This window comes from Synechocystis sp. CACIAM 05 (genome assembly GCF_010222815.1).
Taxonomy (GTDB): Bacteria; Cyanobacteriota; Cyanobacteriia; order Cyanobacteriales; family Microcystaceae; genus Synechocystis.
The window spans coordinates 2,137,354-2,162,976 of record NZ_CP019225.1 but is presented as its reverse complement, the minus strand read 5'-3'; the positions used below and the strand labels follow the sequence as shown (position 1 = coordinate 2,162,976).

At 49.4% G+C, this 25,623-nt stretch carries 23 protein-coding genes, 1 tRNA gene and 1 pseudogene; 8 read left to right on the top strand and 17 right to left on the bottom strand.

Annotated elements, in window-relative coordinates; translation table 11 throughout:
• Positions 1 to 218: 218 nt before the first annotated feature.
• A complete protein-coding gene (locus tag BWK47_RS10285) occupies positions 219 to 857 on the bottom strand; it encodes a DUF3318 domain-containing protein (RefSeq protein ID WP_010873237.1) in 639 nt (212 codons plus the stop codon).
• Between the two features lie 222 nt (positions 858 to 1,079).
• On the opposite strand from BWK47_RS10285, the gene BWK47_RS10280 reads away from it, so the two are divergent.
• Entirely contained in the window at positions 1,080 to 2,384 is a 1,305-nt protein-coding gene (locus BWK47_RS10280) for a dihydrolipoamide acetyltransferase family protein (protein WP_162328564.1), read from the top strand.
• 159 nt (positions 2,385 to 2,543) lie between these two features.
• On the opposite strand, the gene BWK47_RS10275 is transcribed toward BWK47_RS10280, so the two are convergent.
• From BWK47_RS10275 to kaiC, 7 genes are all read right to left on the bottom strand, one after another.
• Positions 2,544 to 3,329 carry a matrixin family metalloprotease gene (locus BWK47_RS10275; RefSeq protein ID WP_162328563.1) on the bottom strand — a complete coding sequence of 262 codons (786 nt, stop codon included), beginning with the start codon at positions 3,327 to 3,329 and terminating at the stop codon, positions 2,544 to 2,546.
• A 153-nt stretch (positions 3,330 to 3,482) separates the two neighbouring features.
• Positions 3,483 to 3,716 carry a preprotein translocase subunit SecG gene (gene secG, locus BWK47_RS10270; protein ID WP_010873234.1) on the bottom strand — a complete coding sequence of 78 codons (234 nt, stop codon included), beginning with the start codon at positions 3,714 to 3,716 and terminating at the stop codon, positions 3,483 to 3,485.
• A 64-nt stretch (positions 3,717 to 3,780) separates the two neighbouring features.
• Positions 3,781 to 5,379 (bottom strand): 2,3-bisphosphoglycerate-independent phosphoglycerate mutase, encoded by a 1,599-nt coding sequence (gpmI, locus tag BWK47_RS10265; RefSeq protein ID WP_162328562.1) that lies wholly within the window; start codon positions 5,377 to 5,379, stop codon positions 3,781 to 3,783.
• Positions 5,380 to 5,473: 94 nt separating this feature from the next.
• A complete protein-coding gene (locus tag BWK47_RS10260; protein ID WP_162328561.1) occupies positions 5,474 to 7,090 on the bottom strand; it encodes an alpha/beta hydrolase in 1,617 nt (538 codons plus the stop codon).
• A gap of 233 nt (positions 7,091 to 7,323) precedes the next feature.
• Positions 7,324 to 8,319 carry a glycosyltransferase family 2 protein gene (locus tag BWK47_RS10255; RefSeq protein WP_204250403.1) on the bottom strand — a complete coding sequence of 332 codons (996 nt, stop codon included), beginning with the start codon at positions 8,317 to 8,319 and terminating at the stop codon, positions 7,324 to 7,326.
• A gap of 52 nt (positions 8,320 to 8,371) precedes the next feature.
• Positions 8,372 to 8,548 carry a PCP reductase family protein gene (locus BWK47_RS10250; protein ID WP_010873230.1) on the bottom strand — a complete coding sequence of 59 codons (177 nt, stop codon included), beginning with the start codon at positions 8,546 to 8,548 and terminating at the stop codon, positions 8,372 to 8,374.
• 38 nt (positions 8,549 to 8,586) lie between these two features.
• Positions 8,587 to 10,104, bottom strand: a complete 1,518-nt coding sequence (gene kaiC / locus BWK47_RS10245; protein WP_010873229.1) for a circadian clock protein KaiC — start codon at positions 10,102 to 10,104, stop codon at positions 8,587 to 8,589.
• Between the two features lie 121 nt (positions 10,105 to 10,225).
• Here kaiC and BWK47_RS10240 point away from each other — a divergent pair, with 121 nt between their 5' ends.
• A complete protein-coding gene (locus BWK47_RS10240; RefSeq protein ID WP_162328560.1) occupies positions 10,226 to 10,705 on the top strand; it encodes a TspO/MBR family protein in 480 nt (159 codons plus the stop codon).
• Between the two features lie 109 nt (positions 10,706 to 10,814).
• Here BWK47_RS10240 and BWK47_RS10235 read toward each other — a convergent pair whose 3' ends face one another.
• The 3 genes from BWK47_RS10235 to BWK47_RS10225 all read right to left on the bottom strand — a co-directional run bounded on the left by BWK47_RS10235 (position 10,815) and on the right by BWK47_RS10225 (position 14,713).
• On the bottom strand, positions 10,815 to 11,162 hold the full coding sequence (locus BWK47_RS10235; RefSeq protein WP_162329673.1) for a family 10 glycosylhydrolase: 348 nt from the start codon (positions 11,160 to 11,162) through the stop codon (positions 10,815 to 10,817).
• 1 nt (position 11,163) lies between these two features.
• On the bottom strand, positions 11,164 to 12,567 hold the full coding sequence (locus BWK47_RS10230; RefSeq protein ID WP_237269600.1) for a collagen-like triple helix repeat-containing protein: 1,404 nt from the start codon (positions 12,565 to 12,567) through the stop codon (positions 11,164 to 11,166).
• A gap of 136 nt (positions 12,568 to 12,703) precedes the next feature.
• Positions 12,704 to 14,713 (bottom strand): M48 family metallopeptidase, encoded by a 2,010-nt coding sequence (locus BWK47_RS10225; RefSeq protein WP_162328559.1) that lies wholly within the window; start codon positions 14,711 to 14,713, stop codon positions 12,704 to 12,706.
• Between the two features lie 284 nt (positions 14,714 to 14,997).
• Between BWK47_RS10225 and BWK47_RS10220 the strand changes: the two genes are divergently transcribed.
• Entirely contained in the window at positions 14,998 to 15,675 is a 678-nt protein-coding gene (locus tag BWK47_RS10220) for a lysophospholipid acyltransferase family protein (protein WP_162328558.1), read from the top strand.
• An 87-nt stretch (positions 15,676 to 15,762) separates the two neighbouring features.
• On the opposite strand, the gene mtnA is transcribed toward BWK47_RS10220, so the two are convergent.
• The gene (gene mtnA, locus BWK47_RS10215; RefSeq protein WP_162328557.1) at positions 15,763 to 16,818 is read right to left on the bottom strand and encodes an S-methyl-5-thioribose-1-phosphate isomerase; all 1,056 of its coding nucleotides are present in this window, start codon (positions 16,816 to 16,818) and stop codon (positions 15,763 to 15,765) included.
• A gap of 87 nt (positions 16,819 to 16,905) precedes the next feature.
• Between mtnA and BWK47_RS17085 the strand changes: the two genes are divergently transcribed.
• Positions 16,906 to 17,940 carry an aromatic ring-hydroxylating oxygenase subunit alpha gene (locus BWK47_RS17085; protein ID WP_162328556.1) on the top strand — a complete coding sequence of 345 codons (1,035 nt, stop codon included), beginning with the start codon at positions 16,906 to 16,908 and terminating at the stop codon, positions 17,938 to 17,940.
• A gap of 21 nt (positions 17,941 to 17,961) precedes the next feature.
• On the opposite strand, the gene BWK47_RS10205 is transcribed toward BWK47_RS17085, so the two are convergent.
• A tRNA-Ala gene (locus BWK47_RS10205) sits at positions 17,962 to 18,034 on the bottom strand.
• 223 nt (positions 18,035 to 18,257) lie between these two features.
• On the opposite strand from BWK47_RS10205, the gene ndk reads away from it, so the two are divergent.
• The 3 genes from ndk to xth are packed head-to-tail and all read left to right on the top strand — an operon-like array spanning position 18,258 to position 19,974.
• Positions 18,258 to 18,707 carry a nucleoside-diphosphate kinase gene (ndk, locus tag BWK47_RS10200; RefSeq protein WP_010873220.1) on the top strand — a complete coding sequence of 150 codons (450 nt, stop codon included), beginning with the start codon at positions 18,258 to 18,260 and terminating at the stop codon, positions 18,705 to 18,707.
• A 30-nt stretch (positions 18,708 to 18,737) separates the two neighbouring features.
• Entirely contained in the window at positions 18,738 to 19,202 is a 465-nt protein-coding gene (locus BWK47_RS10195; protein WP_162328555.1) for a DUF3750 domain-containing protein, read from the top strand.
• Positions 19,177 to 19,974 carry an exodeoxyribonuclease III gene (gene xth, locus BWK47_RS10190; RefSeq protein ID WP_162328554.1) on the top strand — a complete coding sequence of 266 codons (798 nt, stop codon included), beginning with the start codon at positions 19,177 to 19,179 and terminating at the stop codon, positions 19,972 to 19,974. The genes BWK47_RS10195 and xth overlap by 26 nt, the downstream gene beginning before the upstream one ends.
• Here xth and BWK47_RS10185 read toward each other — a convergent pair whose 3' ends face one another.
• Together BWK47_RS10185 and pdhA are read right to left on the bottom strand one after the other, a co-directional pair.
• Positions 19,975 to 21,372 (bottom strand): MFS transporter, encoded by a 1,398-nt coding sequence (locus BWK47_RS10185; protein ID WP_162328553.1) that lies wholly within the window; start codon positions 21,370 to 21,372, stop codon positions 19,975 to 19,977.
• Between the two features lie 123 nt (positions 21,373 to 21,495).
• Complete coding sequence (pdhA, locus tag BWK47_RS10180; protein ID WP_162328552.1) at positions 21,496 to 22,524, bottom strand: pyruvate dehydrogenase (acetyl-transferring) E1 component subunit alpha; 1,029 nt, start codon at positions 22,522 to 22,524, stop codon at positions 21,496 to 21,498.
• A 160-nt stretch (positions 22,525 to 22,684) separates the two neighbouring features.
• Here pdhA and BWK47_RS10175 point away from each other — a divergent pair, with 160 nt between their 5' ends.
• On the top strand, positions 22,685 to 24,565 hold the full coding sequence (locus BWK47_RS10175) for a hypothetical protein (RefSeq protein WP_162328551.1): 1,881 nt from the start codon (positions 22,685 to 22,687) through the stop codon (positions 24,563 to 24,565).
• A 67-nt stretch (positions 24,566 to 24,632) separates the two neighbouring features.
• On the opposite strand, the gene rfbC is transcribed toward BWK47_RS10175, so the two are convergent.
• Together rfbC and BWK47_RS10165 are read right to left on the bottom strand one after the other, a co-directional pair.
• Positions 24,633 to 25,181 carry a dTDP-4-dehydrorhamnose 3,5-epimerase gene (gene rfbC, locus BWK47_RS10170; protein ID WP_162328550.1) on the bottom strand — a complete coding sequence of 183 codons (549 nt, stop codon included), beginning with the start codon at positions 25,179 to 25,181 and terminating at the stop codon, positions 24,633 to 24,635.
• Positions 25,182 to 25,257: 76 nt separating this feature from the next.
• Positions 25,258 to 25,356: pseudogene (locus BWK47_RS10165) on the bottom strand (ABC transporter ATP-binding protein); the annotation flags it as partial.
• Positions 25,357 to 25,623: the final 267 nt, after the last annotated feature.

Below are 25,623 nucleotides of genomic sequence, written 5' to 3'. Positions count from 1 at the left end.
AATTGGCGATCGAACCAGCATTCCCGTTCCTTGTTGAAGGTTTCCATCAATCTTACCAATGCCTTCAATTGATAGATAGTCATAGGTCATTTACCAAAATCGTTCTACCAGCCTGCAACTCGCCGTAGTGACGATGGTTGTGGAAAAATTCACAGTAGCGGCAAAACCAGCCCATGCCGAGACAAGGGACTTTGACTAACTAGACAATCAACAATGTTTTAGAGAGCCTTCGCTTTTTGGGTCTTAGCTTTCATTTTGGCTGCACTTTGGCGCAGGGCTTGGAGACGGGTTTCATACTGTTTGCGTTGACGACGGTTGGGGGTTTGTTCGATTAATGTTTTGAAAGCACTGCCAAGACTTTTGTAGGCATTAGGCAAGGTATAGCCGAAACGGGTAGCCAGGGTAATGGCCTTTTCGTCCGCCTCGATCGCCTCTTTGATGCGTTTTTCACCGTTATTTTTTTGCCAGAGCCGGTAGCCAGAAATGCCACATAATCCCAGGGCTAAAAGTAAGAGCAATCCATCTTGCACCCACAGTTCCCCCACTGCCCCCCCCAAACCGATCGCCAAGGCCGCCATTTCCCAACCTTCCCGGGGAATGGTATCACTCTGAATGCGGGCCACTTCGTGCCAAAAGAGTAAATTCCGCTGGTCAATGGCCAGGTTTTCCCATTTGGCCAAATCCACCTGAATTTCAATCTCATCCCGCCCCAATTCTTCCGAACGGATCAGAGGGGGATTAACTTCGGTACTGCCTTCCACCATTACCCAACTTTGGAGTTCCGGCGGCAGTAAACTTTTCAAGCGCCGCAGTTCACTCATTTCAGCGCGGGCCGTTGCAGAGGAATAGGAGGTCATGGCAGTTTGCTATTTTCTTGACTGATCAACAATGAATCTGGATAATCCTAACCCATTTTGACATTTTCCTTTGGGCCACCGCCAAGGCGATCGCCTAGATGTGCGAAAAGTGCTCCTTAACTAACCCCCCGGCAGAAATCTGATAGAATTTGAACGGTCTTCCGCAGTCCTAATCCGCTGTATTCCAAGGGATCTACAAGAGATTTAAGAGATAAAACCACCATGATTTACGACATTTTCATGCCCGCCCTGAGTTCCACCATGACCGAGGGGAAAATTGTTTCTTGGACTAAGTCCCCCGGCGACAAAGTGGAAAAAGGTGAAACTGTCTTGGTGGTGGAATCGGACAAAGCAGATATGGACGTGGAGTCCTTTAACGAAGGTTACCTAGCCGCCATTCTAGTTCCAGCAGGGGAAGAAGCTCCCGTGGGGGCAACCCTTGGCCTAGTGGTGGAAACGGAAGCGGAAATTGCCGAAGCCCAAGCTAAAGCTGGCTCTGGTGGTGGTTCTAGTGCGGCTCCGACGGCCACCCCAGCCCCCCAACAACCGGAACCAGTGGCGATCGCCAGTGGGACAACTACAACGGAAACCGCATCAGTCCCCAGCAGTAACGGTAATGGCAAAAGTAGTGGCCGGATTATTGCTTCCCCCCGGGCGAAAAAACTTGCCAAAGAATTAAAAGTTGATTTAGCTACCATTGCTGGCACTGGCCCCCACGGCAGAATTGTGGCCGCAGATATTGAAAGTACCGCTGGTAAACCTGTCACCGCTTCCATAGCTGCCCCCAGTGCCCCAGCTCCTAAAACATTCCCTGCCCCTACTCCAACGGTAACATCTACCCCCAGTGTTCCCGTCGGCCAGACAGTACCCCTGACCACTTTTCAAAAAGCTTTGGTGCAAAATATGGTGGCCGCCATGGCCGCTCCCACATTCCGAGTGGGCTACACCATCACCACCGATGGACTGGATCAACTTTATAAGCAAATTAAGGGCAAGGGAGTGACCATGACGGCCCTGTTAGCTAAAGCTGTGGCCCTGGCCTTGAAAAAACACCCCATTGTTAATGCCAGCTACACTGACCAAGGCATTATTTACCACAAGGATGTCAACATTGCTCTGGCCGTAGCCATGCCCGATGGCGGTTTAATTACTCCGGTGTTGCAAAATGCAGACCAAGTGGATATCTACTCTCTCTCCCGCCGCTGGAAAGAATTGGTGGAACGGGCCCGGGCTAAGCAGTTACAGCCCGAAGAATACAGCACTGGCACTTTCACCATTTCCAACCTTGGTATGTTTGGGGTAGACCGATTTGATGCTATTTTGCCGCCGGGTCAGGGGGGAATTTTAGCGGTGGGTGCTTCCCGTCCCCAAGTAGTGGCCAATGAGGAAGGTTTAATTGGTACCAAACGACAAATGGCGGTTAATGTGACCTGTGACCATCGGGTAATTTATGGAGCCCATGCCGCCGCTTTCCTGAAGGATTTGGCTGTCATTATTGAAGAGAATGCCCAGTCTTTGACTATGTAATTCTTTGCAAACTAAGTCAGTTTGTTTGGAAAAGTCCCCCAACTCGTTCGGTTTTGGGGGATTTCCTTTTGGGAGCCTTCTCATCTACTACGGCAGTTTTAAGACAACGTTGATCCTGTCCAGATGAGTTCACAAAAAATCAAAATTTTCTCAAGTTTTCTAATTGCCAACTAGTACTGACCAACCTAGGCGAGTGGGTTGCTGGTAAAGCCGATATAGGGTCCTTAGATCCCGAGGAGAAATGGCCGGTACATTCGCGGTCTGGGCTGGGTATAAAGCATCTTCTTTGTGGTCACTGTGGCCCCAAATGCCTAGGGCGTGGCCTAGTTCGTGACGGGCAGTGCCTTGGAGGGAAAGGGGAGCTAGGCCAGGTTTGATGGCGATCGCCATGCGGTGACGCAGTTGGGGTGGGGATGTGTCAGTCCAATAAAATTCATAGTTAGCCTGGGCGGTGCGGGCTCGACCAAAACTCACCAATCCTGTTTCTGGGTCCACAGTGCGGGGTAGGGGTGGTTCCCGGTAAAAAATAGTGATATCCGCCTCAGCGGTATTCTCAACAACGGTGAGGGGAAAAAATTCTCGCCAGTCAGCGATCGCCGTTTTAATAGCCTGTTGCCAGGTATAGTAACGTTTTTGAGCAGGACTGCCGGGGGTTAACCCAGGGGGATATTCCACCGCTACGGTAACGGGGAAGTTGGACCAGAGTAAATAGCCTAGGGGAGAAGGTTGAACTTGGGTAAAGTAGTCACTGCCATCATCTCCGGGCAAACTTAGGTTTTCTAAACTGACTCCTAAACTCATCAGCTGAGGGGGGAGGGGATGGATTTGCAACTCCGGTAAGGCTTGCTTGCTCCCATTGTTGGCGATCGCCGGCAGGCTAACCAGCAGTAAAGTCAACAAAAATGGGGCGAAGCACCAACCCCAGAGCTTGATTTGTTTGTTCACGATTTTCCCCCCGGCTGCAAAGTTCCCCAGAGCTCGAATGCCGTGGAGAAAATCAAATCAAGATTGCCCAAGGTTACCGGAATTGCAATGATTGATGGTGACTGACGTTGACACAGGTGAGACTGGCCAAAATACTTGTCGATTTAATTAGTCTTAATTGGCTAGCCAGCCAGCGCTCAAAATAATTGTTAGCCCAATGAAAATAATGCTCAGGGTCCAGGTCACTTGGTTGAGGGTTTTCTCTGCACTCTTGGCACTGGTGAATAATTGGGCTTGGCCACCGATGCCGGCAATGCCATCCCCTTTGGGGCTATGGAGCAGCACCAGTACGGTCAACAGAGCGGCGGAAGCCATCCAAATAATTCGTAGAACAGTAATCAAAGTCATAACAATTTAGCGCCCCTCGGCGATCGTGCAGGCTTTTTATTTTAGCGCTTTTACATCCCCCTACCTAACGGGAGAGATTGACCGGAGTGCGATTGGCTTTGATTTCTACCAACGGCTGATCGATTAAGGTTTTGCCAGTCATTTCCGCCGGAACGGGCAACTGCAAAATATCCAAAATAGTCGGGGCGATGTCCGCCAGTTTTCCCCCTTCCCGTAGCTTGACTTCACCGCCGTGGCCAGGAATTTTACGTCCTTCCCCTTCCACCAAAATAAACGGCACCGGATTAGTGGTGTGGGCGGTCCAGGGATTGCCGGATTCATCGCTCATATATTCCGCATTGCCATGGTCCGCGGTGATCAACACGGTGCCCCCCACTTTAGCGGCGCTGGCCAGAAGGCGGCCCAAATTGAGGTCGACGGTTTCGATCGCCTGAATGGCTTCTTTGAGCTTGCCAGTGTGTCCCACCATATCGGGGTTGGCATAGTTGACCACCACCAGGGAGTAAATGCCTTTTTCCATGGCCCGACAAACCGCATCGGTAACGGCTTTGGCAGACATCTGGGGCGCTTTGTCATAGGTGGAAACCATGGGGCTTTGAATTAGCTCCCGGTCTTCCCCGGCAAAGGGTTGTTCCAAACCACCGTTGAAAAAATAGGTGACGTGGGGATATTTTTCCGTTTCTGCGGTGCGGAATTGCTTCATTCCCTGGCGGGAGATAATTTCCCCCAAAATGTTATTCAAATTTTGCGGCTCAAAGGCCACAACCACTGGCAGGGCAGGGTCGTACTGGGTGAAGGTAACAAAATCCAGAGGCTGAATCCTTTCCCTGGGAAAACCATCAAAACTAGGATTAACCAAAGCGTAGCAAAGTTGTCTAGCCCGGTCGGGACGGAAGTTGTAAAAAATTACCCCATCCCCGGAGGTGATCGCCCCAGTACTAATTCTAGTGGGGGGAATAAATTCGTCGGTGATGTCGCTGGCGTAATAATCCTTGATCACTTGGGCGGCACTGCGGCCATCCCCTACCCCGTCCTCGGTCATGACTCGATAGGCTTTTTCCACCCGGTCCCAACGGCGATCGCGGTCTAAGGCATAGTAGCGGCCACTGACACTGACAATGCGGCCTAGGCCAATTTTCTCTAGATGGGCTTGGATTTGTTGGACAAAATGGGCCCCTTCATTGGTGGGGGTATCCCGGCCATCGGTAATGGCGTGGATGCAAAGTTGACTGATGCCCTGGAGTTTAGCCAAGTCAATCAGTCCCAAAAGATGGTCAATGTGGGAATGAACTCCTCCGTCGGAACAAAGACCGATTAAATGCAATTTTCCTCGGCGATCGCGCACCCGTTGGCAGACTTCAATCAGCGCTTGGTTGTCAAAAAAAGTTCCGTCCTCAATGGCATCACTAATACGCACCAACTCCTGGGGTACTACTCGCCCAGCACCCAGATTGAGGTGACCAACTTCGGAATTACCCATTTGACCTTTGGGCAAACCCACATCTTTCCCTGAAGTATTCACCAGGGTATTGGGATAAGCAGCGATCAGACTATCCATAATGGGGGTGTTAGCCTGGGCAATTGCATTTGCGCGGGTATCTGGGCGATAGCCCCAGCCATCTAGGATGACCAGAACCACCGGGGCGATCGGTGCCTCTGCCATGGTTATTGCCTCACTACAGTTATAAAGTCTGCAAAAGATGCCCTTGATAATACCATCAAAAACATCCGGGGTAACTCTTGCCCTAGACCGAACATTAGTTGTTAATATCCATAGCCTGTTGAAGTTGGGCTGGGGTCAGGCTAGGCACCAATTGCAAAGGTAAAGGCTCCTGACTCATTTGTTGCACTACGCTATCCGTTAGATATGGTTTAAAACTACTATCTTGCTGAAGATAAAGATCAAAGAAAGCCAAACCTAAACTTTTCATGTAGGTGTAGGCTAAATCTTGTCCTGGGCCAACAATTTTTTCTGGTAAGTTGTCCGTATCTTCTAGAAAAGATAGATGGGTGCCATTTTGCACTAGAAGCAGATACTTATCCACCCCTGCAATTAGGGAAAAAGGAATGATTTGTTCTGGTACCGGTGGAGCAAAAATATCTTTACTACCCGCCACAATCATGGTGGGTACAGCTAGGTTCTTCATGCCATCGGGGCCAAAAATAGGGTTAGTAACTGGATTGATGGCCAACACCGCTTTAATCCGGGACTCCCTGAGGTTAGACGCAGGCGGGGCACTGCCAACCCCCTGACATTGCCAGAGTAGGGCCGGGTTGAGATTAATTTGATTGGGTTTATTTAGTTGTTCGCACTGTTGCAGTAACTCCGGCCATTCCAGGGTTGCTCCTCCACTGGCGATCGCCGTGTAGCCACCGAGGGAGTGGCCCAAGATTCCCACATTATTGATGTCAAATTTGCCCTGCCAAGCTGGATCTGTGGCTGCTTTTTGGGCTAGGGTATCGAGCACTAAGGTGACATCCTTGGGTTGTTCTAGCCAGGCATTGGGATCGGGAAACGCATCTAAGCCCTGGAGAGAATCCTGCATCCGAGCCGCATCACTTTCGGGAAAATCAATGCCGGCGATCGCAAAGCCATAGGACGCCAAATGATCGGCAATGTAGGTGAAAGCCTGAAAATTAGAATTTAAGCCAGGGGCGATCACCACTAGAGGGGCTGGTGAACTATTGCCTTGGGGTAGATAGACGAAAACATTGACTGGTTGCCCATTGGGGCGAGGAATGGTGAGATTTTGCGTTGTCCATTTTTGTGGTCCAGGTTCAGCCAAAGCCAAGGGTTTTAGGTTAGGGGGCACGGGGTTAGATGGAATTTCCTGTTTACCCAACCAGGTAAAAATCCGATCGGTGGCTTGGTATAGGGTATCCGCTTGGTCAATGGTATTTTTAAAAGTATCTAGGTTTAAAACTAAATCTAAACCACCATAGGCATTAATAACATCGATAATTTTAAAGCCGTCAGGGTTTTGGGCCGCTGTCACAATCGCCCCTTCTAAAAAAGGTTGGCTTTGATCGGTCGGGGCCGCAATAATGTAGCTCAATTGTTGGGCAATTTCTTTGCCAAAAGTTGTATTAAAAAATCGAAAAGCTTCTACGGAGTTAAACTTAAAAGAATGGTTCAGCAAGCCCCTTAGTTTCTCTAGTTCTTCTGGCTTGAGATGCTGGGTATAAAATTTAAAATCCGGGTCGATGCTACCAGTTTCAGCAAAATCTGTCAGACTTTTCACAGAAATGTCAAACTGTCCCAGGGGCATAATGGAAAAAGTGATGGTTTCGGCCCCTTTGATTACGCTTGGTGAAGCTAAAACTAATAGGCTAGAAGTAAGGGCAATTCCTAACAAACGTTTGAAGTTAATCATAGTATTGGAAAAATAGTTGAAAAAATTAGTTGTTGATCAATCTGATATCAGGGTGAAGAGTTGACTGAATTGGGATAGTTTTTATTGCCAAATGGTGTTTTAAGGGCAGTTTTCAAAGGCTGTATTTGCCAGTATCTAATCCCCTTTGAAAAGGGTTGGGTTTAAGAATTTTTCTCCTTTCCAAGGTAAATCATGGGGGTAGTGAGACAATTTTTAGACTTTTTAAACAGGCTCTAAAGAAGTTGCTCAAAGCCAGCCATCTCTGCCAAAGTATACAGAGGCCTCCCTTTGACTTCATCGTAAATTCTGCCAATGTATTCCCCTAAAATGCCAATGCAAATTAGCTGAACTGCACCAAAAAATAGATTAGCGATGACCACTGTGGCAAACCCATCCAAAGGGGAATTGTTTTCCGATAAGCGCCAGTATAAAACTAATATCATCATAGCTATGGCTAGGAGAGCGGCTAAAAGTCCTAGGTAGGTGGCCAAACGCAGGGGCACAATGGAAAAGGAAACCAGACTGTTAATGGCTAAACGGAGAGATTTACGAAAAGTGTATTTCACTTCCCCGGCATGGCGAGGATCCCGTTCAAATTTAACGCCGGTTTGGGGAAAGCCAACCCAGGCCCTTAATCCCCGAATATAACGATTTCTTTCCGGCATGGTGTTGAGCAAATCCACCACTTGGCGGTCCATCAGGCAAAAATCCCCCGTGTCCGCCGGAATTCTTACATCTGCTAACCGTTGCAATAGTCGGTAGAACCCATAGGCCGTTAGCCGCTTAAACCAGCTTTCCTGCCGACGCTTGACCCGTTGGGCATAGACCACGCTGTAGCCTGCTTGCCACCTTTCCACCAATTGGGGCACCAATTCGGGGGGATCTTGCAAATCCGCATCGAGAATAATCACCGCCTGGCCCCGGGCGAAGTTTAGCCCCGCCGTCACCGCCACTTGATGACCAAAGTTACGGGCAAAACTAAGGTAACAGACCCGTTTATCCTGATCATGCAAAGCCCGAATCATTTCTAAGGATCGATCGCCGCTGCCATCATTAATCAGCACTAGTTCCGTACTTCCCAATTGATCCATGACTGCCTTGAGCCGCTCATATAACACGGGAATATTATCTTCTTCGTTATAAATGGGCACAATCAGAGAATACATTGGCCCCTGGCGATCGCCATTGTAAACACTGATGTCAGACCGGCTTGGTGAATTTGTAACCATGCATGGTGAAATGGGATTTACCTGTGAGTTTAGTCCCAAAAGTCAGACCAACTCATTGGCCAAACTCCAGACGGGCTTGTTCTACCAAATCCACAGTGACCTCATCTAGATCGGCCTGCCGAGCTAACTGCTCAATGCGCTGACGGGCTTGCACCCGGGCAAAATAGGGAATATTCTTCAACTTTTGCCGAGCTTCGGGGGTCCAGGGTAAAGATTCTTGCCACTGCATGGATTGATTGCCTCCAGGTTTACAAAGGGAAGAATTGACTATATTTTCTCATCGAATAAACCGCTCAATCTTTCCACCTCACTCTGGGCTGTGTACATGGGGGTCCCGGCCAGAATGCCGGTGACATTACGGAAAGGTTTACCAATGTGCATCCCTTGATGGTCAATGGAAAATTCCCGGATATCTTTGTCGTGCATAGAACCCCGCATCTTTAGCACCGTAATTCCCCGGCGCATTTCGCCATACATTTCCACGTAACGCAAAAGAATAATCGAATCGGTAATGGTGGAAATATGGGCATCGGTAATGGAAGCTCCCCCTAGTAAATTGGGGGTAGTGGAAGTGAATAAACCACCAATTTCCTGCTGTTTAATAAAGGAAGTTAAGCCGATAATAAATTCGCGAAAACTTTTTAGGGTGGAAACCCGTTCTAGGGCAGAAAGACTGTCCACCGCCACCCGATTGGGCTTAAATTCTTGGATAATATCCTTCATCATGATCAGGTGGTTTTCCAAGTTGGTGGTTTCTGGATAGCGACAAACCACTTTTAGTTTGCCTTCCTTTTCCATTTGTTTGAAATCTACCCCCCAGCCGGTGGCATTGCGAATTAATTGTTCTCGACTTTCCTCAAAGGCAAAAACTAAACAGCGCTCTCCATTGGCCACGCCGCCGTCCATAAACTCCGTCACCATCAGGGTTTTACCAGTACCGGTTGCCCCGGAGACTAAAATAATCGAATCCCGGAAGAAACCACTGCCACACATGCGGTCTAATTCTTCACTGCCGGAGGTGATGCGGATGTCGGAGGATTTTTGCTCCAGCTCGATCGCCGACAGGGGAATGATGACGATGCCTTTTTTATTAATGATAGTGAAGGGAAATTCGCCCTTTTGGTGGTCGGTGCCACGGTATTTAAGGATCTCGATGGTGCGACGACGTTTTTCATCGGCGAGGACGTTGCGGACAATGACCACGTTATCAGCAACAAATTCTTCCACTCCGTAACGGCTAATTTCACCGTATTCTTCCACCCGTTCGGCGGTCATAATGGCGGTGACTCCCAGTTCCCGGAGGGCAGAGGCCAAGCGGAATAGGTCACTACGCACCTGGGCACTGTCACTGAGGTGACTAAAAATTGCCCCCAGGGAATCGAGGGAAATGCGACTGGCCTTATATTTACGGACAGCGTGTTCAATGCGGGCAATCAAGGCCCCTAGGTCATATTCACCGCTGACAATGGGGCGATCGCCTGGTTGGGGGGAAGCATCGACAAAAACCCATTTACCTTCGTTTTCCCATTGTTGAATATCCCAACCAAAACCCCGCATATTTTTCCGTAGGGCCTTGGGGGGTTCTTCAAAAGTGACAAAAACACCGTTTTCCCCCCGCTGAATACCTTCCACCAAAAATTGGGAAGCAAAAATAGTTTTAGCACTACCTGCTGTGCCGGCAATTAGGGTGGCGCGGCCGAGGGGGAGACCACCATCGGACAGAAAATCAAAGCCGGGAATACCCGTCTCCAACTTCTCAATGCCATCTGTCTCTTGGTCGATCATCCTTGCACTGCCCCATACTCGTATTCGGAACCAACGGGAATTATACCAGTGTTGATAATGCCACCGATATCACCGATCTCAGCCAGGGGGCGATGATAGAATTTGCATAAGTTAATGGCAAGTGTTTATGATTCCAGCTTGGCTATGGATTGGGTTGATCACTTTTGCCCTAGCCTTTGTGTGTAACCGTTTATCCCCCAGGGATTTGCGTTGGTTCAATCGCCTGCGTCGCCCTTCTTGGCTAACTTTTGAGTGGGCCATTCCCTTTATCTGGATTGCTATTTTTATTACTGGAGCGATCTCCGCTACCCTAGCCTGGAATGCCACGGCGGACCCGGGACATCGCTGGGGATTAATGGTTGGCTATCTTCTGCTGGAATTGACTGTCATGGCCTACACCCCCGTGATGTGTAAACTCCGGAGTTTAAGGGTGGGCAGTATCATTGGTGCGACAGGTTTCTTTGTGGGGTTGGCCCTGGCGATCGCCGTTAGTCAAGTTTCCACCACTGCTTTTGGTTTCTTAGTACCGTTTTTGCTCTGGAGCCCCATTGGCACCTATGTCACCTGGGCCATGATTCCCCTCAATCCAGGGGAAATTTAGGGACTAAAGAGAAAAAAATAACGAAGGAAAGCTTGGGAAAAAGGCTGGAGTCTAACACTAGCTATGGCTCCTTTGCCCAGGGGAGTTTCTCACAATTTTTATAGAACCCTTACAGAGCATTGAGGTGGGCGTTGATTGTTCTCAACACTAAAAATTCCCAGATAAAAAGAGAATGACCTAGATTTTGCTCTTCCACAGCCTGGATCTGGTTTTGGATAGCCTGCAAATTAAATGGTTTAGCTTTAATGCCGGTGTAGAGGCCAATGCCCACGGGCACGTAACGGGAGGCAGTATGAATACCAGAATTGGCAACGGTTTGTTGCACTTCCGCCGGAGTGGAACCGTAAACCTGCACCACCACTTCGTCAATAATGCCCTGCCTAACCCAAGCGAGCCAATCTTGGTTGTACTGACTGCGGGAAAATTGGTAGGGATTGGGGAAAAGGCTTAATTCCAGGTTAATTTCTACCTCGAATTAAATCTCGGATGGTCAGCTTTTGTTCAGCGGTGTTACCGGAAAAAGTTCTTTCTGCCACCAACTCAATTTCTACCCCAGTGCCGGATTCCAAATCTTTAGGGGGAATTGGTAACTGACCAATATCAATGGTGAATTGATTTCCATTAACCGTGACCAAACTATCTTCGATTTCCCCTTCATAACGCAGAGTATAGGTAGAGGGAGGGCGAAACCTGGGGTCTTCATTGGTAACTCGATATCTGAGCCTAAACTTGGTGGCCATTAAATTGGATTGATTGGCTTCATCTACCAAAGAAAGCTTTAAATTATTCCCACTACCGGATAAGGTTAAACGCCCTAAGCTAGTGGCATCCCCTTCCCACATGGCATTATAAACCACAAATTCGGTGACATTATTTCTCTGCTGGGTGGTACCTTCCAACCAAAGATTGCTTGGCAACTCCGGCGCAATTTGATTATCTTCAGTTAGGGTTAAACTCACATTAGTATTGGCAAAACGCTCAAAAGGTTGGGGGGCATTCCACACCACCAAAAAAGATCTTTCTATCCGGTCTAATAAAATTAAATACTCGTCGGCAATGACGGAACCTGGGGCCAATAGCTGGGCCGCCCCTGGGCGAGTTTCCCAAATATTTTTGGACAGATTGAAGCCCTGATTTTTCAACACATCTAAGCTCACCGTAGTACCAGGTCGATCCGGCTCCAATGGTCGGTCTAGATTCAGCACTGTCAACCGCCCAGTTAAACCGTCTTGCCCGGCAATACCCGATCGCCCATCCCGCCCATTAAGACCATTAAAACAACGAAATTCTTCGGTGGAACAACGGTAGCCACTATCCCCCGGACGGCCAGAACAATTTTCCACAGTCCAATAGGGCTGGCTACATTGGCAGGCTTGGCCTCCGCCCCCTCCCATACCCGGAACACCTCCTTTACCACCGGCGGCCCCGACAAAAATTTGGTTGAGACTGTCGAGGTTGCGAGTATAGATAGTTATAGAACCGCCATTGCCACCGTTCCCCCCATCACCGCCATCCCCACCGTCACTGCCATTGGCCATTTGCACGTCTTGCCGCTGGCTGGTATCCAAAGCAGGACAATTGGCTGGAGAGCCCTCTGCGCCAGGAGTCCCCGGAGCCCCATCCCTACCGGCTAGGTTAAGGGTCATGGGGGAACCGTCACTGAAAACCGTTAGGTCATCGGTGTTGGCACCGTCCTGGCCATCCACGCCCCTTGCCCCCGGTGCGCCGATGGAACCAACATTTCTCCGTTGGCTTGCTTGGGCCAGAAGTAGGCATTCTCCATTAGTCAAAGGAGCGGCGGTTAGGCTAGAGGAAACTAGGTTGAGGGGAATAGCCAGGGCCAAAATGGAGGCAAAACGCAAATTAATTCTCCTTACAATGCAAAAACCCATGGGAAATTGTGGCACAGGTTTAAAGGGAAACCAAACTAATTTCCCTGACTGGGGGAAGTTGGGGGTTGGTTCCGCCCTCAGCCATCTGGGGGTTAGCAATCTCGGTTTACCCTGGGAGCAAAATCCCCAGTAAGACCAATAACAATCCCCCTGCCCAGGCAAGGAAAAGGGGATAACCAATCAACATTTGGCCTTCTTCGTTGGCGATCGTGGCAAGTTGTAACTGGGGCGATAAACCCCGCACCACCATGCCGCTGACTTTTACTGACCCCAAGGCGATCGCCTCTAGGCGGATCTGGGGAGAACGAAAAGGAGGCAACAGTCTAGTCCAGAAAGGATAACGCACAGGAATTACCCCGGTGCGGTCATGAAAATACAATTTGGGCGCTCTCCAAACACTAGCTTGCACCAGGCGGAATTTCCCCTGCCAATTAATCTGGGTACCCCAGATGGGGCTTAAATTAGGGTCGCTGAGCACACTCACCACGGTGGGGGCAGCCACTTTCCTTTGCCCCAAACTTTGCCAAGTAGTGCGTATTAAAATTCCCGCTCCTAGGCCCACCAGTATGGCTTGGTGTAGATGCAGTTTAAGAACAGGGTTTTCCTGTTGGGTCCACCAGCCCAAGCCCAGAGCAAACCAGAGGGGCAGCAGCCAAATAAATACCTCAAGATAAAAGGATAAAGCTCTTTTTTTTGCTTCTTCCAGGGAGATTTGTCGACGGCTGAGCACGAGGTTATATTCCGTGTCTAGGTCTAACTGTTCGGCGTAATGACTCAACACCTGGAGCCTCTTACCTAAAAGGGGATGGGAACTACACCAGGTAATAATGCCCCGCCAGGGACTGCCCCAGTCCCAGAGGAGTAGATTGCCCACCATCTTCGGATCAAATCTTTCTCCCCGTTCACAGGCCGCCGCTGTGTAGGCATCATAGTTAGCAAAGTTGCGCATACCTTCCAGAAATAAGGCTGGTTTCTCTGCTTGTCTTTCCCGTTTTACCAAAGCCCTGGTCATTTTCACTAGGGCACGAGTTAAGGCGTTGGGGTTACCAGTGTAGTTGACGGAAAAGTGGTCAGCGTAATATTCCCTTGTGCGGGCAAAGTAACGGTTGGACCCCTGGTTAATGCGAAACATGGCCAAGCAAATCCACACCAACGGGGTGATCAATATCTTGGCGATCGCCGGCTGGGAAGTCCGGGCCATTTGTAGCTCACAGTATAACCAGTAAAATACCTGTCCCCAACCGCTCATACAGGTCAATAGGGCGCAATCCCGGCGGACAATGTGGGCCAATTCATGACCCAGGAGGGTGGCAATTTCTTCGGCGCTTAGATAACGAAAAATCCCCTGACTGAGCACAATACGACTATTGTTTTGTTGCACGCCATAGGTAAACATAACGGGACGATTATCGGGAATAATCCCCAGCTTAGGAATGGAAAAAGTCTTTGCCCTGGCCACCCGCAACATTAATTCCCCGGCTTCGGGGCTATATTTTTGCACTGCGCCAAGGTTGACCCATTGGGTGCCATAAATGCGCCGATTGATCAAATCAATTATGGGGACGCTGTAAAACAAAGCCAGGAAATTAACCACAATGCCCAGCCCCAGACTAATGGCCAACAACTTTTGCCACTGTCCCTGGGCCAACCACCACCCCAGCGGTGTAAACAACACAGAAGTGGTTAAAAGGGGAACCAAGAGGCCCACACCGAAGATAAAAGGCAAACTATCCGCTACCCTGGGCAAAGCTACCTTAACCCGATTATTTTCCGCTCGACCGGCTTTCAAATTAGTGGACAGTACATCCTCATCCGCTTCCCCTTCAGCCCCATTCTCCTGTTTAAGGAGCATCAGCATCATCGTTTTAGCCCAATTTTGTACCTCTGGGTTTGGGTTCCGGGTTAAGTATTCGCAGATTTCCCGGGACTGATCAAATCTCCCTATGGCTCTGTAGGCCCTCACTAAGGCCATCTGAGCTTTGAGAAATTCGGGGGATTCCTGCTGGGGCACCCGGCGGCAAACCATTTCTAAAGCCTCGATCGCCGACTGATATTCTTGATTTTGCAGGGCTTTAAGTCCCTTTTGCAGCGTCAGGGCAATTTCATGGGCATTCATGGAAGTAAAAGTAGAGAAACGAGAACAGAGGAGCCGGAACTAGTATGGAGGCAAAAATTCCATTCTCCCACCCCCAATATGAGTTATGGAAAAGCGTTTTGCTTAATTTTCCTTGCCATCATCTGCACGACTTGGGGCGGAAGTATCCAGTTAGTCCAGTTTTCGGCGGGCAATGCTGGCTCCTCCCATGGATTCCAAAGATAGAAGCTGTCGCCATTGGCACGGGGATTTACTCGTCATGGTTTTGATAAAGTGTTGAGGCAAGTATTTTCCGGGAAAGCTCAGTGGATTCCGAGATTAATCATCGTGGTGGTTTGAGTGCTCCCCGCCCAAGGGAAACGTCACTTAATTTAGCTCTCTACCGGGGCTTGAAATGGGTGGTGGTGCGGCCACTGCTCCATGGATTGTTCCAGGCCCAGGTATATGGTCAGGAATTGGTGCCAACCCGGGGGCCGGCCTTGGTGGTGAGCAACCATGCCAGTTATTTTGACCCACCATTTTTGTCCTGTGCCATGGCCCGGCCGGTGGCCTTTATGGCCAAGGAAGAGTTATTTAATGTGCCCCTGCTGGGTCCAGCCATTCGCCTCTATGGGGCCTATCCAGTCAAACGGGGCAGTGGCGATCGGGGAGCATTGCGGGCCGCCTTGACGGCGCTGGGGGATGGTTGGTTAGTGGGGGTCTTTCTGGAGGGAACCAGAACAAAGGATGGCCGCATTCACCAGCCAAAATTGGGGGCTGCCATGATTGCAGCTAAAGCCCAAGTGCCCATTATTCCCGTCAGCCTAGGGGGAGTAGAGCAAATTTTTCAGCCCGGTTCCCCCTGGCCCCATCCTGTGCCTTTAACTATTCGCATTGGTAAAGCGATCGCCCCTCCAGTAAAGAATAGGAAACCCGAATTGGAAGCGGTTACTAAAGCTTGCCAAGCCCAAATTCACGAAATGCTGGATTTAGGCAGGGATTAGTGATGGCATCCTTAGGGGAATTTTCTGTGGAAAACTATCGCTAAAAATGTGGAAAAAGTTACTTTTGTGGGGAAATAGATGGCAAAACTAAGCCTGTAGATCTGCCAACTTTTCCGGAGCAATGGCTCCCTGTTCGGTAATGATGGCGGTGATCAAACTGGCGGGGGTAACATCAAAAGCCGGGTTATAAAATTCTGCTCCCTCTGGGGTAATGCGGTGCCCTTCTGGTTGGTAAATTTCCACCGGGTCCCGTTCTTCAATGGGAATCTGACTACCATCATCCAAGGCAAAATCCACCGTAGATAATGGGGCGGCCACAAAAAAGGGAATGGCATGCATTTTAGCCAACACCGCTAAGCCATAGGTGCCAATCTTATTGGCTGTATCGCCATTTCTCGCAATACGATCGGCCCCCACCACCACGGCGTCAATGCGTTGTTGTTGCATGCAATGGGCGGCCATATTATCGGTAATCAGGGTGACGGGAATCCCTGCCTGCACACATTCCCACACGGTTAATTTTGCCCCCTGCAATCTAGGTCTGGTTTCGTCGGCATAGACCCTGGCCAAGCGGCCCGCAGACCAGGCCGCCCGGATAACCCCGATCGCCGTACCGTAACCAGCAGTGGCCAAAGCGCCGGCATTGCAATGGGTGAGGATAGTTAACTGATGGGGTTCCCTTGGTAATACTTCAAGTCCTGCCGCCCCGATCGCCTGACAAGTACGCAGGTCATCGAGTTGAATTTGTTGGGCCTGGGAAAGGAGATTGGCCTTAATCTGCTCCACATTTTCGCCGCTGTGGTAAGCCACATTCAACATCTGGTCAATGGCCCAGAATAGATTTACCGCCGTGGGTCGGGTTTGGCGTAGCTGATCCGCCACAAATTCCAACTGCACGACAAATTCCCTTAATTCCGTAGTTTGAATCCTCCTGGCCCCCAAATACATACCGTAGGCCGCTGCAACTCCAATGGCCGGTGCTCCCCGTACTACCATGGATTTAATGGCGTGGCCCATAGCCTCATAGTCGGCGATCGCCACTTCTTTGTATTCCAAAGGTAAACGGGTCTGGTCAATCAGAATTACTTGATCATCTCGCCACTGTACTGGATAAACATCAGCAAAATTAGTAGATTGGGTCATGTTGAAAATAACTTTTTAGCAGAACAATAAAACAATAAATAGAAAACTGTTTCCCGTTTCAATATTAGCCCCTCGTCTTACTCAACCATGGAAATCTTTAATAATTGGCAAATTATTGCCAAGGGTTGGTATATTGTTTGTCCTAGCCAGACATTACGGCGGGGTCAAGCTAAATCCCTGGCCCTTTGTGGGCAAAAAATTGTCGTGTTTCGGGGAGAAGATGGAAAGGCTCGGGCCCTCCACGGCTACTGTCCCCACCTTGGCACAGACCTAGGTTTAGGGCAAGTTGAAGACAACTGGATTCGTTGTAACTTTCATCGTTGGGCCTTTGATGAAACGGGTAAATGTCGCCATATTCCCTGTCAGTCGGAAATTCCCCCCAAAGCACAATTAGCATCCTATGCCACCGCCGAAAAATATGGCTTTATTTGGATTTTTCCAGAGGAAATTGCCCCCAATGATTTACCAGAATTTGATGAACTCCAGGGTCAGAAACTGGTCACCCAAGCGGATAAAGCCTTTGAAAGAAAATGTCACCATCATATTTGCATGATGAACGGCATTGATGCCCAACATTTGAAGACAGTTCATCATCTTGACATCAAGATGGATTTATCCCTGCGGCAAAATGAATCAGGAACCCAAATTGATTTCACCATGAAAGGCAATGTTCCAAACACCACCTTAAGAGAGAGCTTGATACATTATTTTTTGGGAGAAACCTATGAATATTCCATGCGTTATGACAATGGTTGCATTGGTTTACTGACCATTATGAAAAATGTCCGTTTTTTTCCTCCTCTACACATGATTTATGCCTACGTTCCCCTGCCCAGCTTGCACGGTGATGATGTCAATCTAGAGTTGAGTAAAATTCGCATCCAGCCCATCTACGTTACGGCAAAACGCCGTGGCATTATGGGCTATTTGGTCAGTCATTTTCTCTTGCTTTGCACAAAATTAGCTTACTATTTCCTGCGCCATGAAGACGGTTTGATTTATGACAATATTCAATTTAAGCCCAATATTCTATTGAATGTTGATAAACCGTTAGCCCACTACATTAACTATGTAAACCATTTGGAGCCTTCCACCTGGTCAAGACAAAAAATAGAAGAGTAACTGACTAGTTTTCCATCTAAATGGAGCTAAGCGGGCTCGAACCGCTGACCCCTTGCATGCCATGCAAGTGCTCTACCAACTGAGCTATAGCCCCGAGTCACAGTATTTCATTGTGCTGAAAGTGGTGCCCATTGTCAAGCTTTTTACCAAAATTATCCTTGATCTTCTTTTCCCCTAGGTTCTGGAACGGCGATCGCCAGGGTGATTTTCCCCTCTCGATGGGGGCTGGTTACCATTCATAATCCCGATGCCCAAACCATGTAAAATACAGGGTGATTGTTAAGTTTTTTTAACAGAAAAAGCAAAAGGAGGTTGCCATGGAACGCACATTTATCATGATCAAGCCCGACGGAGTACAACGGCAATTAATTGGGGAAATTGTCGGCCGTTTCGAGAAAAAAGGCTTCAAGTTAGTCGCCATGAAGGTGATGACTGTATCCCAAGAATTGGCCGAAAAACATTACGAAGCTCTCAACGACAAACCGTTCTTTTCCGGCTTGGTGAACTTCATTTGTTCCTCTCCCGTGGTGGCCATGGTCTGGGAAGGTAATTCCATCGTTTCCACTTCTCGCCAAATGATTGGTGCTACCGATCCCCACGCCGCTGCTCCTGGCACTATCCGGGGGGATTACGGTGTGTCCGTTGGTCGCAACATTATCCATGGTTCCGATGCCATTGAAACCGCTAAACGGGAAATTTCCCTCTGGTTCAAGGATGAGGAAGTGAATGAGTGGGATGCCACCCTTAACCCTTGGCTGTACGAGTAGATCATTCCCATAACTTTTTGCTTAACCGCCATGGCGATGGAAGTGCAACTATTGTGGGCCAAAATTCCCTTTGTTGGTCGCTGGGCTGTCCACTACTGGTATGTGGTCGGCGATCGCCATGGTCAAAGCTTGGAGAATTTACAAAGATGGGAGGTGTGGCAACGGCGAGAGTTGAAGCCCTCAAGTTGGGGTCATCTCCATCAAAATCTGCTGACTCCCTATGGAGGAGTGGGTAACGGCCCCAGTTTTTTAGCCCAGCAATGGTCTGGCCCCATCGGCGATCGCCTGGGGGAAATTATTCTTAACAGTCCCCAAATCTATCCCCACTGTTACAGCTATCGTTACTGGCCTGGCCCCAACAGCAACACCTATGCCCAATGGGTGCTAGAACAGGCCGCCATCAATTTTGATCTGGGCCGACTGGCAGTGGGAAGGGGCTACGGCCAATCTATTTTTTCTCAGTTTTCCCATGGACATCGCCAGTTGGAACGTTAATTCCGTCCGCAGTCGCCAACAACATATTCTTGATTGGTTAAGCACAAACCCTGTTGATGTACTTTGTTTGCAAGAAACTAAGGTGGTGGATGAAGATTTTCCCCAGCAACCGTTTGAAGAGGCGGGCTACCATTGCCACATTTCTGGGCAAAAGTCCTATAACGGCGTGGCCATTTTCAGTCGGGAACCATTGCAAGACGTGAAAATCGGTTTTGCGGCCCTAGTGGAGCCAGACTTGACGGGGGATTTGGATGAACAAAAACGAGTGATCAGTGGCGTTTATGGTGGTGTGCGGATCGTTAATCTCTACGTGCCCAATGGATCTGCCCCCGACAGTGAAAAGTATTTGTACAAATTGCGGTGGTTAAACTTACTGCAGACCTATCTTGAGCAACTGCGCCACAGTGACACCCCAGAATTTTTGGTCTGTGGAGATTTCAACATTGCCCCCGAAGACCGGGACATCCATGACCCAGTGGGCCGGGAGAATCATATTATGGCGACCTCCATTGAAAGGCAAGCTTTAACGGAAGTGTTGGCGATCGCCGATTTGCAGGATGCTTTTCGTAAATTTACCGAAGAAACGGGCCATTACAGTTGGTGGGATTATCGCACTAGAGGCTTTAGTCGCAACCGGGGGTGGCGCATTGACCACCATTATCTAACGCCCCAACTCTACGACCAGGCCCAAAAATGTTGGATAGATAAGGAACCCAGGGGTTGGGAAAAACCCAGTGACCATGCTCCGGTGGTGGTGACCATTGATGGTTAGCTAGCTAGAAGACGAAGGCCCGTTGGCTTTATGGGAGGTCACGGGGGGACTATTTTCATTGATATACCAACTCAAAATTCCTCCGGCGATCGCCGCCGCTGCCAAGAATAGCAACACTGGGGTTAAACCAAATAAACTTTCCGCTACCCCCGCCAGGGCCAAGGGCAAAGACAGGGCAATATTATTGACGTTATTTTCCAGGCCAAATACTTTGCCGTGGAATTCCGGGTCCGTTTCCACCTGCATCAACGTTTGCATGGGCACCCCCACCATGGCAGCGAAAAAACCCATGATGGTGATGGCAATAAAAGTCAGCACTAAACTGTGGTCAAACAGAGCCAATCCGGTCAGACAAACCCCCATGCCCAGGGAGCCCCAGAGGGCCAATTCCGTGGGGGAAAAACGTTGGCCAATGTAGCCAATGCTCAAGGCTCCGATCGCCATACCCAAACCACCAAAAGCTAGTAAAAAACCGAATTGGGAAGCCTTTAACCCCGGTAGTTGGGCCGCCATACTCACCGCCAGTACGGATAGAGCAGCAAAAATGGAAAATAAAATCAATAATTGAATCAGGGCATTGCGTACCCGATGATTTTCCTGGAGATAACGGATGCCATCTTGGATATCACTCAGCACATGGGGGTGGACCAAGTCCGGATCAGCCTGCTTTTCCCCTGTTTTCAGCATTAGCAACACAATGCCGGCCATCAAGTAACAACTTGCCACCACCAGCACCGGTCCCAGATCTCCAGCCCGGGGGAAAAGACTATCCGCCAAGCTAAGCAGGGGTTCCCCGATGGCAAAACCCACAATCAGCACCCCCATCATGGTTAAGGTAGTGAGGGAATTGGCCGCCAATAGATTCCGCCGCCGCACCACCAAGGGAGTGGCCGATTGCTCCGCCGGGGCAAAAAACTGGGTTAGGGTGGACACAGCAAAGGTAACCACCAACAGAATCGCAAAACCCAAGGGCAAAGCAAAATACTGGTGTTCTTCTGTTTGCCAACGACGTAGAAAACTAGGTAGCCATCCTACTGGCAAGTTAATATTCTGGCGATCGCCGAACCAGAGCAGAAACGGCAACAGCAAAATCAAAATGCCCCGGCAAAAGTTAGTGACTACCAACACCTGTTTCTTTTGCCAGCGGTCAACGTAGACTCCAGCTAAGGAACCAAATAGCACCGCCGGAATCGTGTTGGCGATCATAATGGCCGACACCCAACCGCTAATGGATTGATTTTCCCCCTGGTAATGGTTGGCGATCAGGGCAATCATCAAAACTAGATAAAACTTGTCGGCCAACTGAGAGAAAATTTGGCCAACCCAGAGGAACAAAAAGCGGGAATTTCTTAAAACCGGGCCAAAGCCTTGATTTGCACTCAGCAACTTAGATTCCATGCACAGGGAGTAGGAGGAAAAATAGGCAGTTAATCGATCAGGAGCACAATCACAAACAAACTCCCACGGTTAACTATTCCATTCTCCCAAACGGTGAACGTATTGCGCCGCTTCCCCAGCATACTAATCAGCGAAAATATATTTCCTCAGATCTTCGGGATTGGGTTCGGGGCTAGACTCGGCAAAGGCCAGGGCATCGTCAATTACTTCTTGAATGCGTTTATCGATCGCCTTGAGCTCTTCATTGCTGGCTAATTCGTGTTCCGTCATGAAAGCGGCAAATTTCTTAATCGGGTCCCGGGCAGCCCAAAACTGTTTTTCTTCGGCAGAACGGAGTTCATCGGGATCCGCTAGGGAGTGACCCCGGAAACGATAGGTCAACGCTTCAATCAAGGTAGGCCCTTCGCCGGCCCTGGCCCTAGCCACTGCTTCCGTTGCTACTTTATGCATTGCCACCACATCCATACCATCCACTTCTACTCCCACCATGTTGAACACACTGGCTTTTTTGTAGATTTCTGGTTGGGACGTTGCCCGCTCGTGGGCCATACCGATCGCCCATTTATTATTTTCCACCACAAACAGAATGGGCAGTTTCCACAGGGCGGCCATGTTCAGGCATTCAAAAAACTGGCCGTTATTACTGGTGCCATCACCGAAGAAACAGGCGGTAACTTGGTCGTAGCCGTCATCTTTCAACACTTCCCGGCGGTACTTAGTTTGAAACGCCGCCCCCAGGGCCACGGGAATCCCTTCCCCGATGAACGCAAAGCCCCCCAGGAGATTATGGGCCGAGGAAAATAGGTGCATAGAACCACCCCGACCCCGACTGCAACCGGTTTCCTTACCAAACAGTTCCGCCATTACTTCCCGAGCTGGAACTCCCGCACTGAGGGCATGAACATGGTCTCGATAGGTACTGCAAACGTAATCCTCATCCTGGCGCATGGCTTTGATTACCCCAGAGGACACCGCTTCCTGGCCGTTGTAGAGGTGGACAAAACCAAACATTTTGCCCCGGTAATACATCTCAGCGCATTTATCCTCGAAGAAGCGACCCAGGACCATGTCTTCGTAAAGCACTAAGGCGGTTTCTCTGTCCAGGGAAATTTCTGCGGTGTTCAATTCAGGCAAAATGCGTTCTGAAACCATAGTACAATTTGCAGTAGGTGGAATGGAGGGCAGGTTTACACCCCATGGTAGATTCTAAGCGAAGTCGGTCAGCCCCATCTAGTCGGGGTAGGATAGAACACAATCTGATCACTTTGGTCTTTGAGCATTGTGACCATTCCATTGGTAGTCGGTAGTTCCCATGTCTAGTTCCCGTGGCCCCTACAAGAGTCGTCTTTTTACCAATCTCAATCGCCAATCCCAACGGTTGCGCGATCGCCTGGGGGAAACGGTGCGTCATCTGCGGGTGGCGGCGGAATGGGGCGTCCAGGCTTTGATGTATCCCTTTTACTGGCTGCTACATCCAGAAAAGTGGTTGGGGCCGGTGTTAGGGGGCGAGGGGAATCAGAACCAACGGGCTTTACCCCAAGAAAAAAAAGGAGATAAGGTAAGTTCCGACGATAGGGGAGATTTGGCGATCGCCGCTGACCAACCCATTGCAACGGTGCTTACTTCCCTGCAGGCTTGGTTTGACCATGCTGTGGTTGATCAAGCAAACCAAGGCCTAGTGTTAACCCAGGATTTCCCCGGCTTAATTGACTCTCAATCCCCCAAGAAAAATAGAGATGCCGTCGCCGATCAAGATCTAGCTTTACCCGCCCAGGCAGAGAAACCAGCGTTACCCCCCAGTGCAAGTCCGTCCCTACTAAGCAAATTGGGGGAGCAGGTTAAAAGCCTTTTCCAAGTCGACAACAATGCCATTGTCATTCAAGGTTTAGCTTCCCGTTGTGGCGATCGCCGTTTAGTGCTGACCACCAAAGACAATTTAACTCTGGATGTGTTTTCCCCGGAGCAACAGCAACAATTGCAACAACAAATTCGGCGGGAGTTGGCCCAATGGCATTATCAACGTCGTCGGCAATGGGCTTTGCAAGCTAAACAATGGCGGGGTCTCCCTCTAATTAGCGGCGGTGACGGCAATGGGCAACGGGAACAGAGTGTAAAGGTACTTGCCCCCCTGGATTGGCTCTGGCAGGGCATTTACCGTTGGCAAACCAGGCCGGCTTTATCTACCTTGGGGCAATCCACCGGGGCCATTATCCCCACAGCGGTTTCAACCCCCGATCTTAATGGCTTAAAACATTGGCTCACCCAGACTGCCACAAGCCTGGGACAACAACCTGTTATTGAAGCCACCGTAGTTAAATCTCAACAACTATCCCAACAAATTGTGGAAGTGCTGCCCCCCACCGTCCAACATCTGGGGCAGGGTTTACAGCATCGGGTACAACAAACCCTGGAGCAATTATTCAATTCCGATCGCCATCCGGTTAACGGCCCCGATCCGTTCGAGTTAAAAGTGATTCTCCAAGCGGCGATCGCCTACTTTTTCGGTCCCCAGAGAAGTGGTTCAGCCCAATCGTTGGCAGGGGAAGGGGGAAATAATCCTGTTTTACCAGGGGAAAATTCCAGTCCGTGGTTGGCTTGGGAAGAATTGTTTGCTGATTTGCCCATGCCCGCCATGGTTACGCCTCTACTGGGCCAAGGCAATGGATCCGCTACCACAGCCCATGCCGTTGAACAATGGACAGAAGAAAGCATTGAAAATCCCCACAATTTTGCGTTGGTTCCTGGTAATAATTCCCAGGCGATCGCCCCTAACCGCCGTGGTCGTAAACACCCTGGCCGTAAGCAATCCGCCTTGGCAAATTCCGTTTTCCCCAGTCCCCCTGGGATGGTGGCGCAAGATCCCTGGCTGGAGGAGGATTGGGCTTTAGATGAATTAGAGGAAAAAGTTGTGTCTGCCCAAGGGGAGACTAAACCCCAAGGAAAATCGCTTCACTCCGCGGGGCAAATGGCCCATCAAAGGCGATCGCCCCAAGAATTGGAAACCGCTTTTGATTGGATTGAAACCCAGGCCCAGAGTTTGGGCTATGACAAACACGTCTTGGTTTGGTGCTTGGAATGGCTTGATCGTCTGGTGTACGGCTTGGAACAATTACTGGGAAAAATTTGGCAATGGCTCCGGCAAAAATTTGGCCAGACGACGGGGAGAGCAGATGTTTTGCCCCCTTCTCCTTAGGGTTGGGGAAAATGAGTCCTTGATTCTTCTCCAGCAAACTTTTGGGTAATTCAGGAAAGAGGCGAACTTAAAAATCAAACACCTCCGCTTCGGCTAGGGGAAGACCCCGTTGATCCTTGAGAGATAATAGGGGAGTGGTGGTTAACGACCAATCAATGCCAATGGCCGGGTCATTCCACAATAGGGTGCGCTCATAGGACGGTGCATAGTAATCCGTTGCTTTATACAGCACCTCTGCCTCCGGGGAAAGAACGGCGAAACCGTGGGCAAAACCGGCGGGAATCCATAGCTGTCTTTTATTGTGGTCATTGAGCACACAACCCACCCACTGGCCAAAACTAGGGGAATTACGGCGCAGATCCACTGCCACATCGAAAATTTCTCCCCGGGCCGCCCGCACTAATTTTCCCTGGGGATGCTGGATTTGATAATGTAACCCCCGCACTACCCCCTGACAAGAAAAGGAATGATTATCCTGCACAAAATGGGGTTCTATGCCCACTGCCTGCTGGAAAACCTTGTCGTTGTAGCTCTCAAAGAAAAAACCCCGTTCATCGCCAAAGACTTTGGGCTCCAAAATCAACACATCGGCGATCGCCGTGGGAATCACGTTCATAGATTAAATTCCTCTTTAGGGTTACGACACCCGAAAAAATACCATTAATCCGGCAGTGGAGAAAAATCTGGAAAGATTAAACGGCCAAGAATTTTTGGATAACTTCCTGGCTCAAGGTTTGGGTTTCCCCGGACGCCACAATGCCTCCTTTTTGCATGGCATAGTAACGATCAGCGTTGATCAATCCCTTTATGTTGCTGAATCCCAGGGGCTTAATCGCTGTTATTTTGCTCCCTAAATAGGCTGATTATTACTCCAAAGCTAATGCAAAAATTATCCCTTGTCTTATGCTTTGTAAGGTTTCACTCGATAATTCCCCCAATTTCCGATCTAGTCTTGTCGTTGGAATAGATCCATAGATCCTAAGAGCGTGTTTGAAAAGTAGGGTGAAGAATGGAAAATGGTGAAAAGAATAAAATTTTCACCATAATTAATGATAATC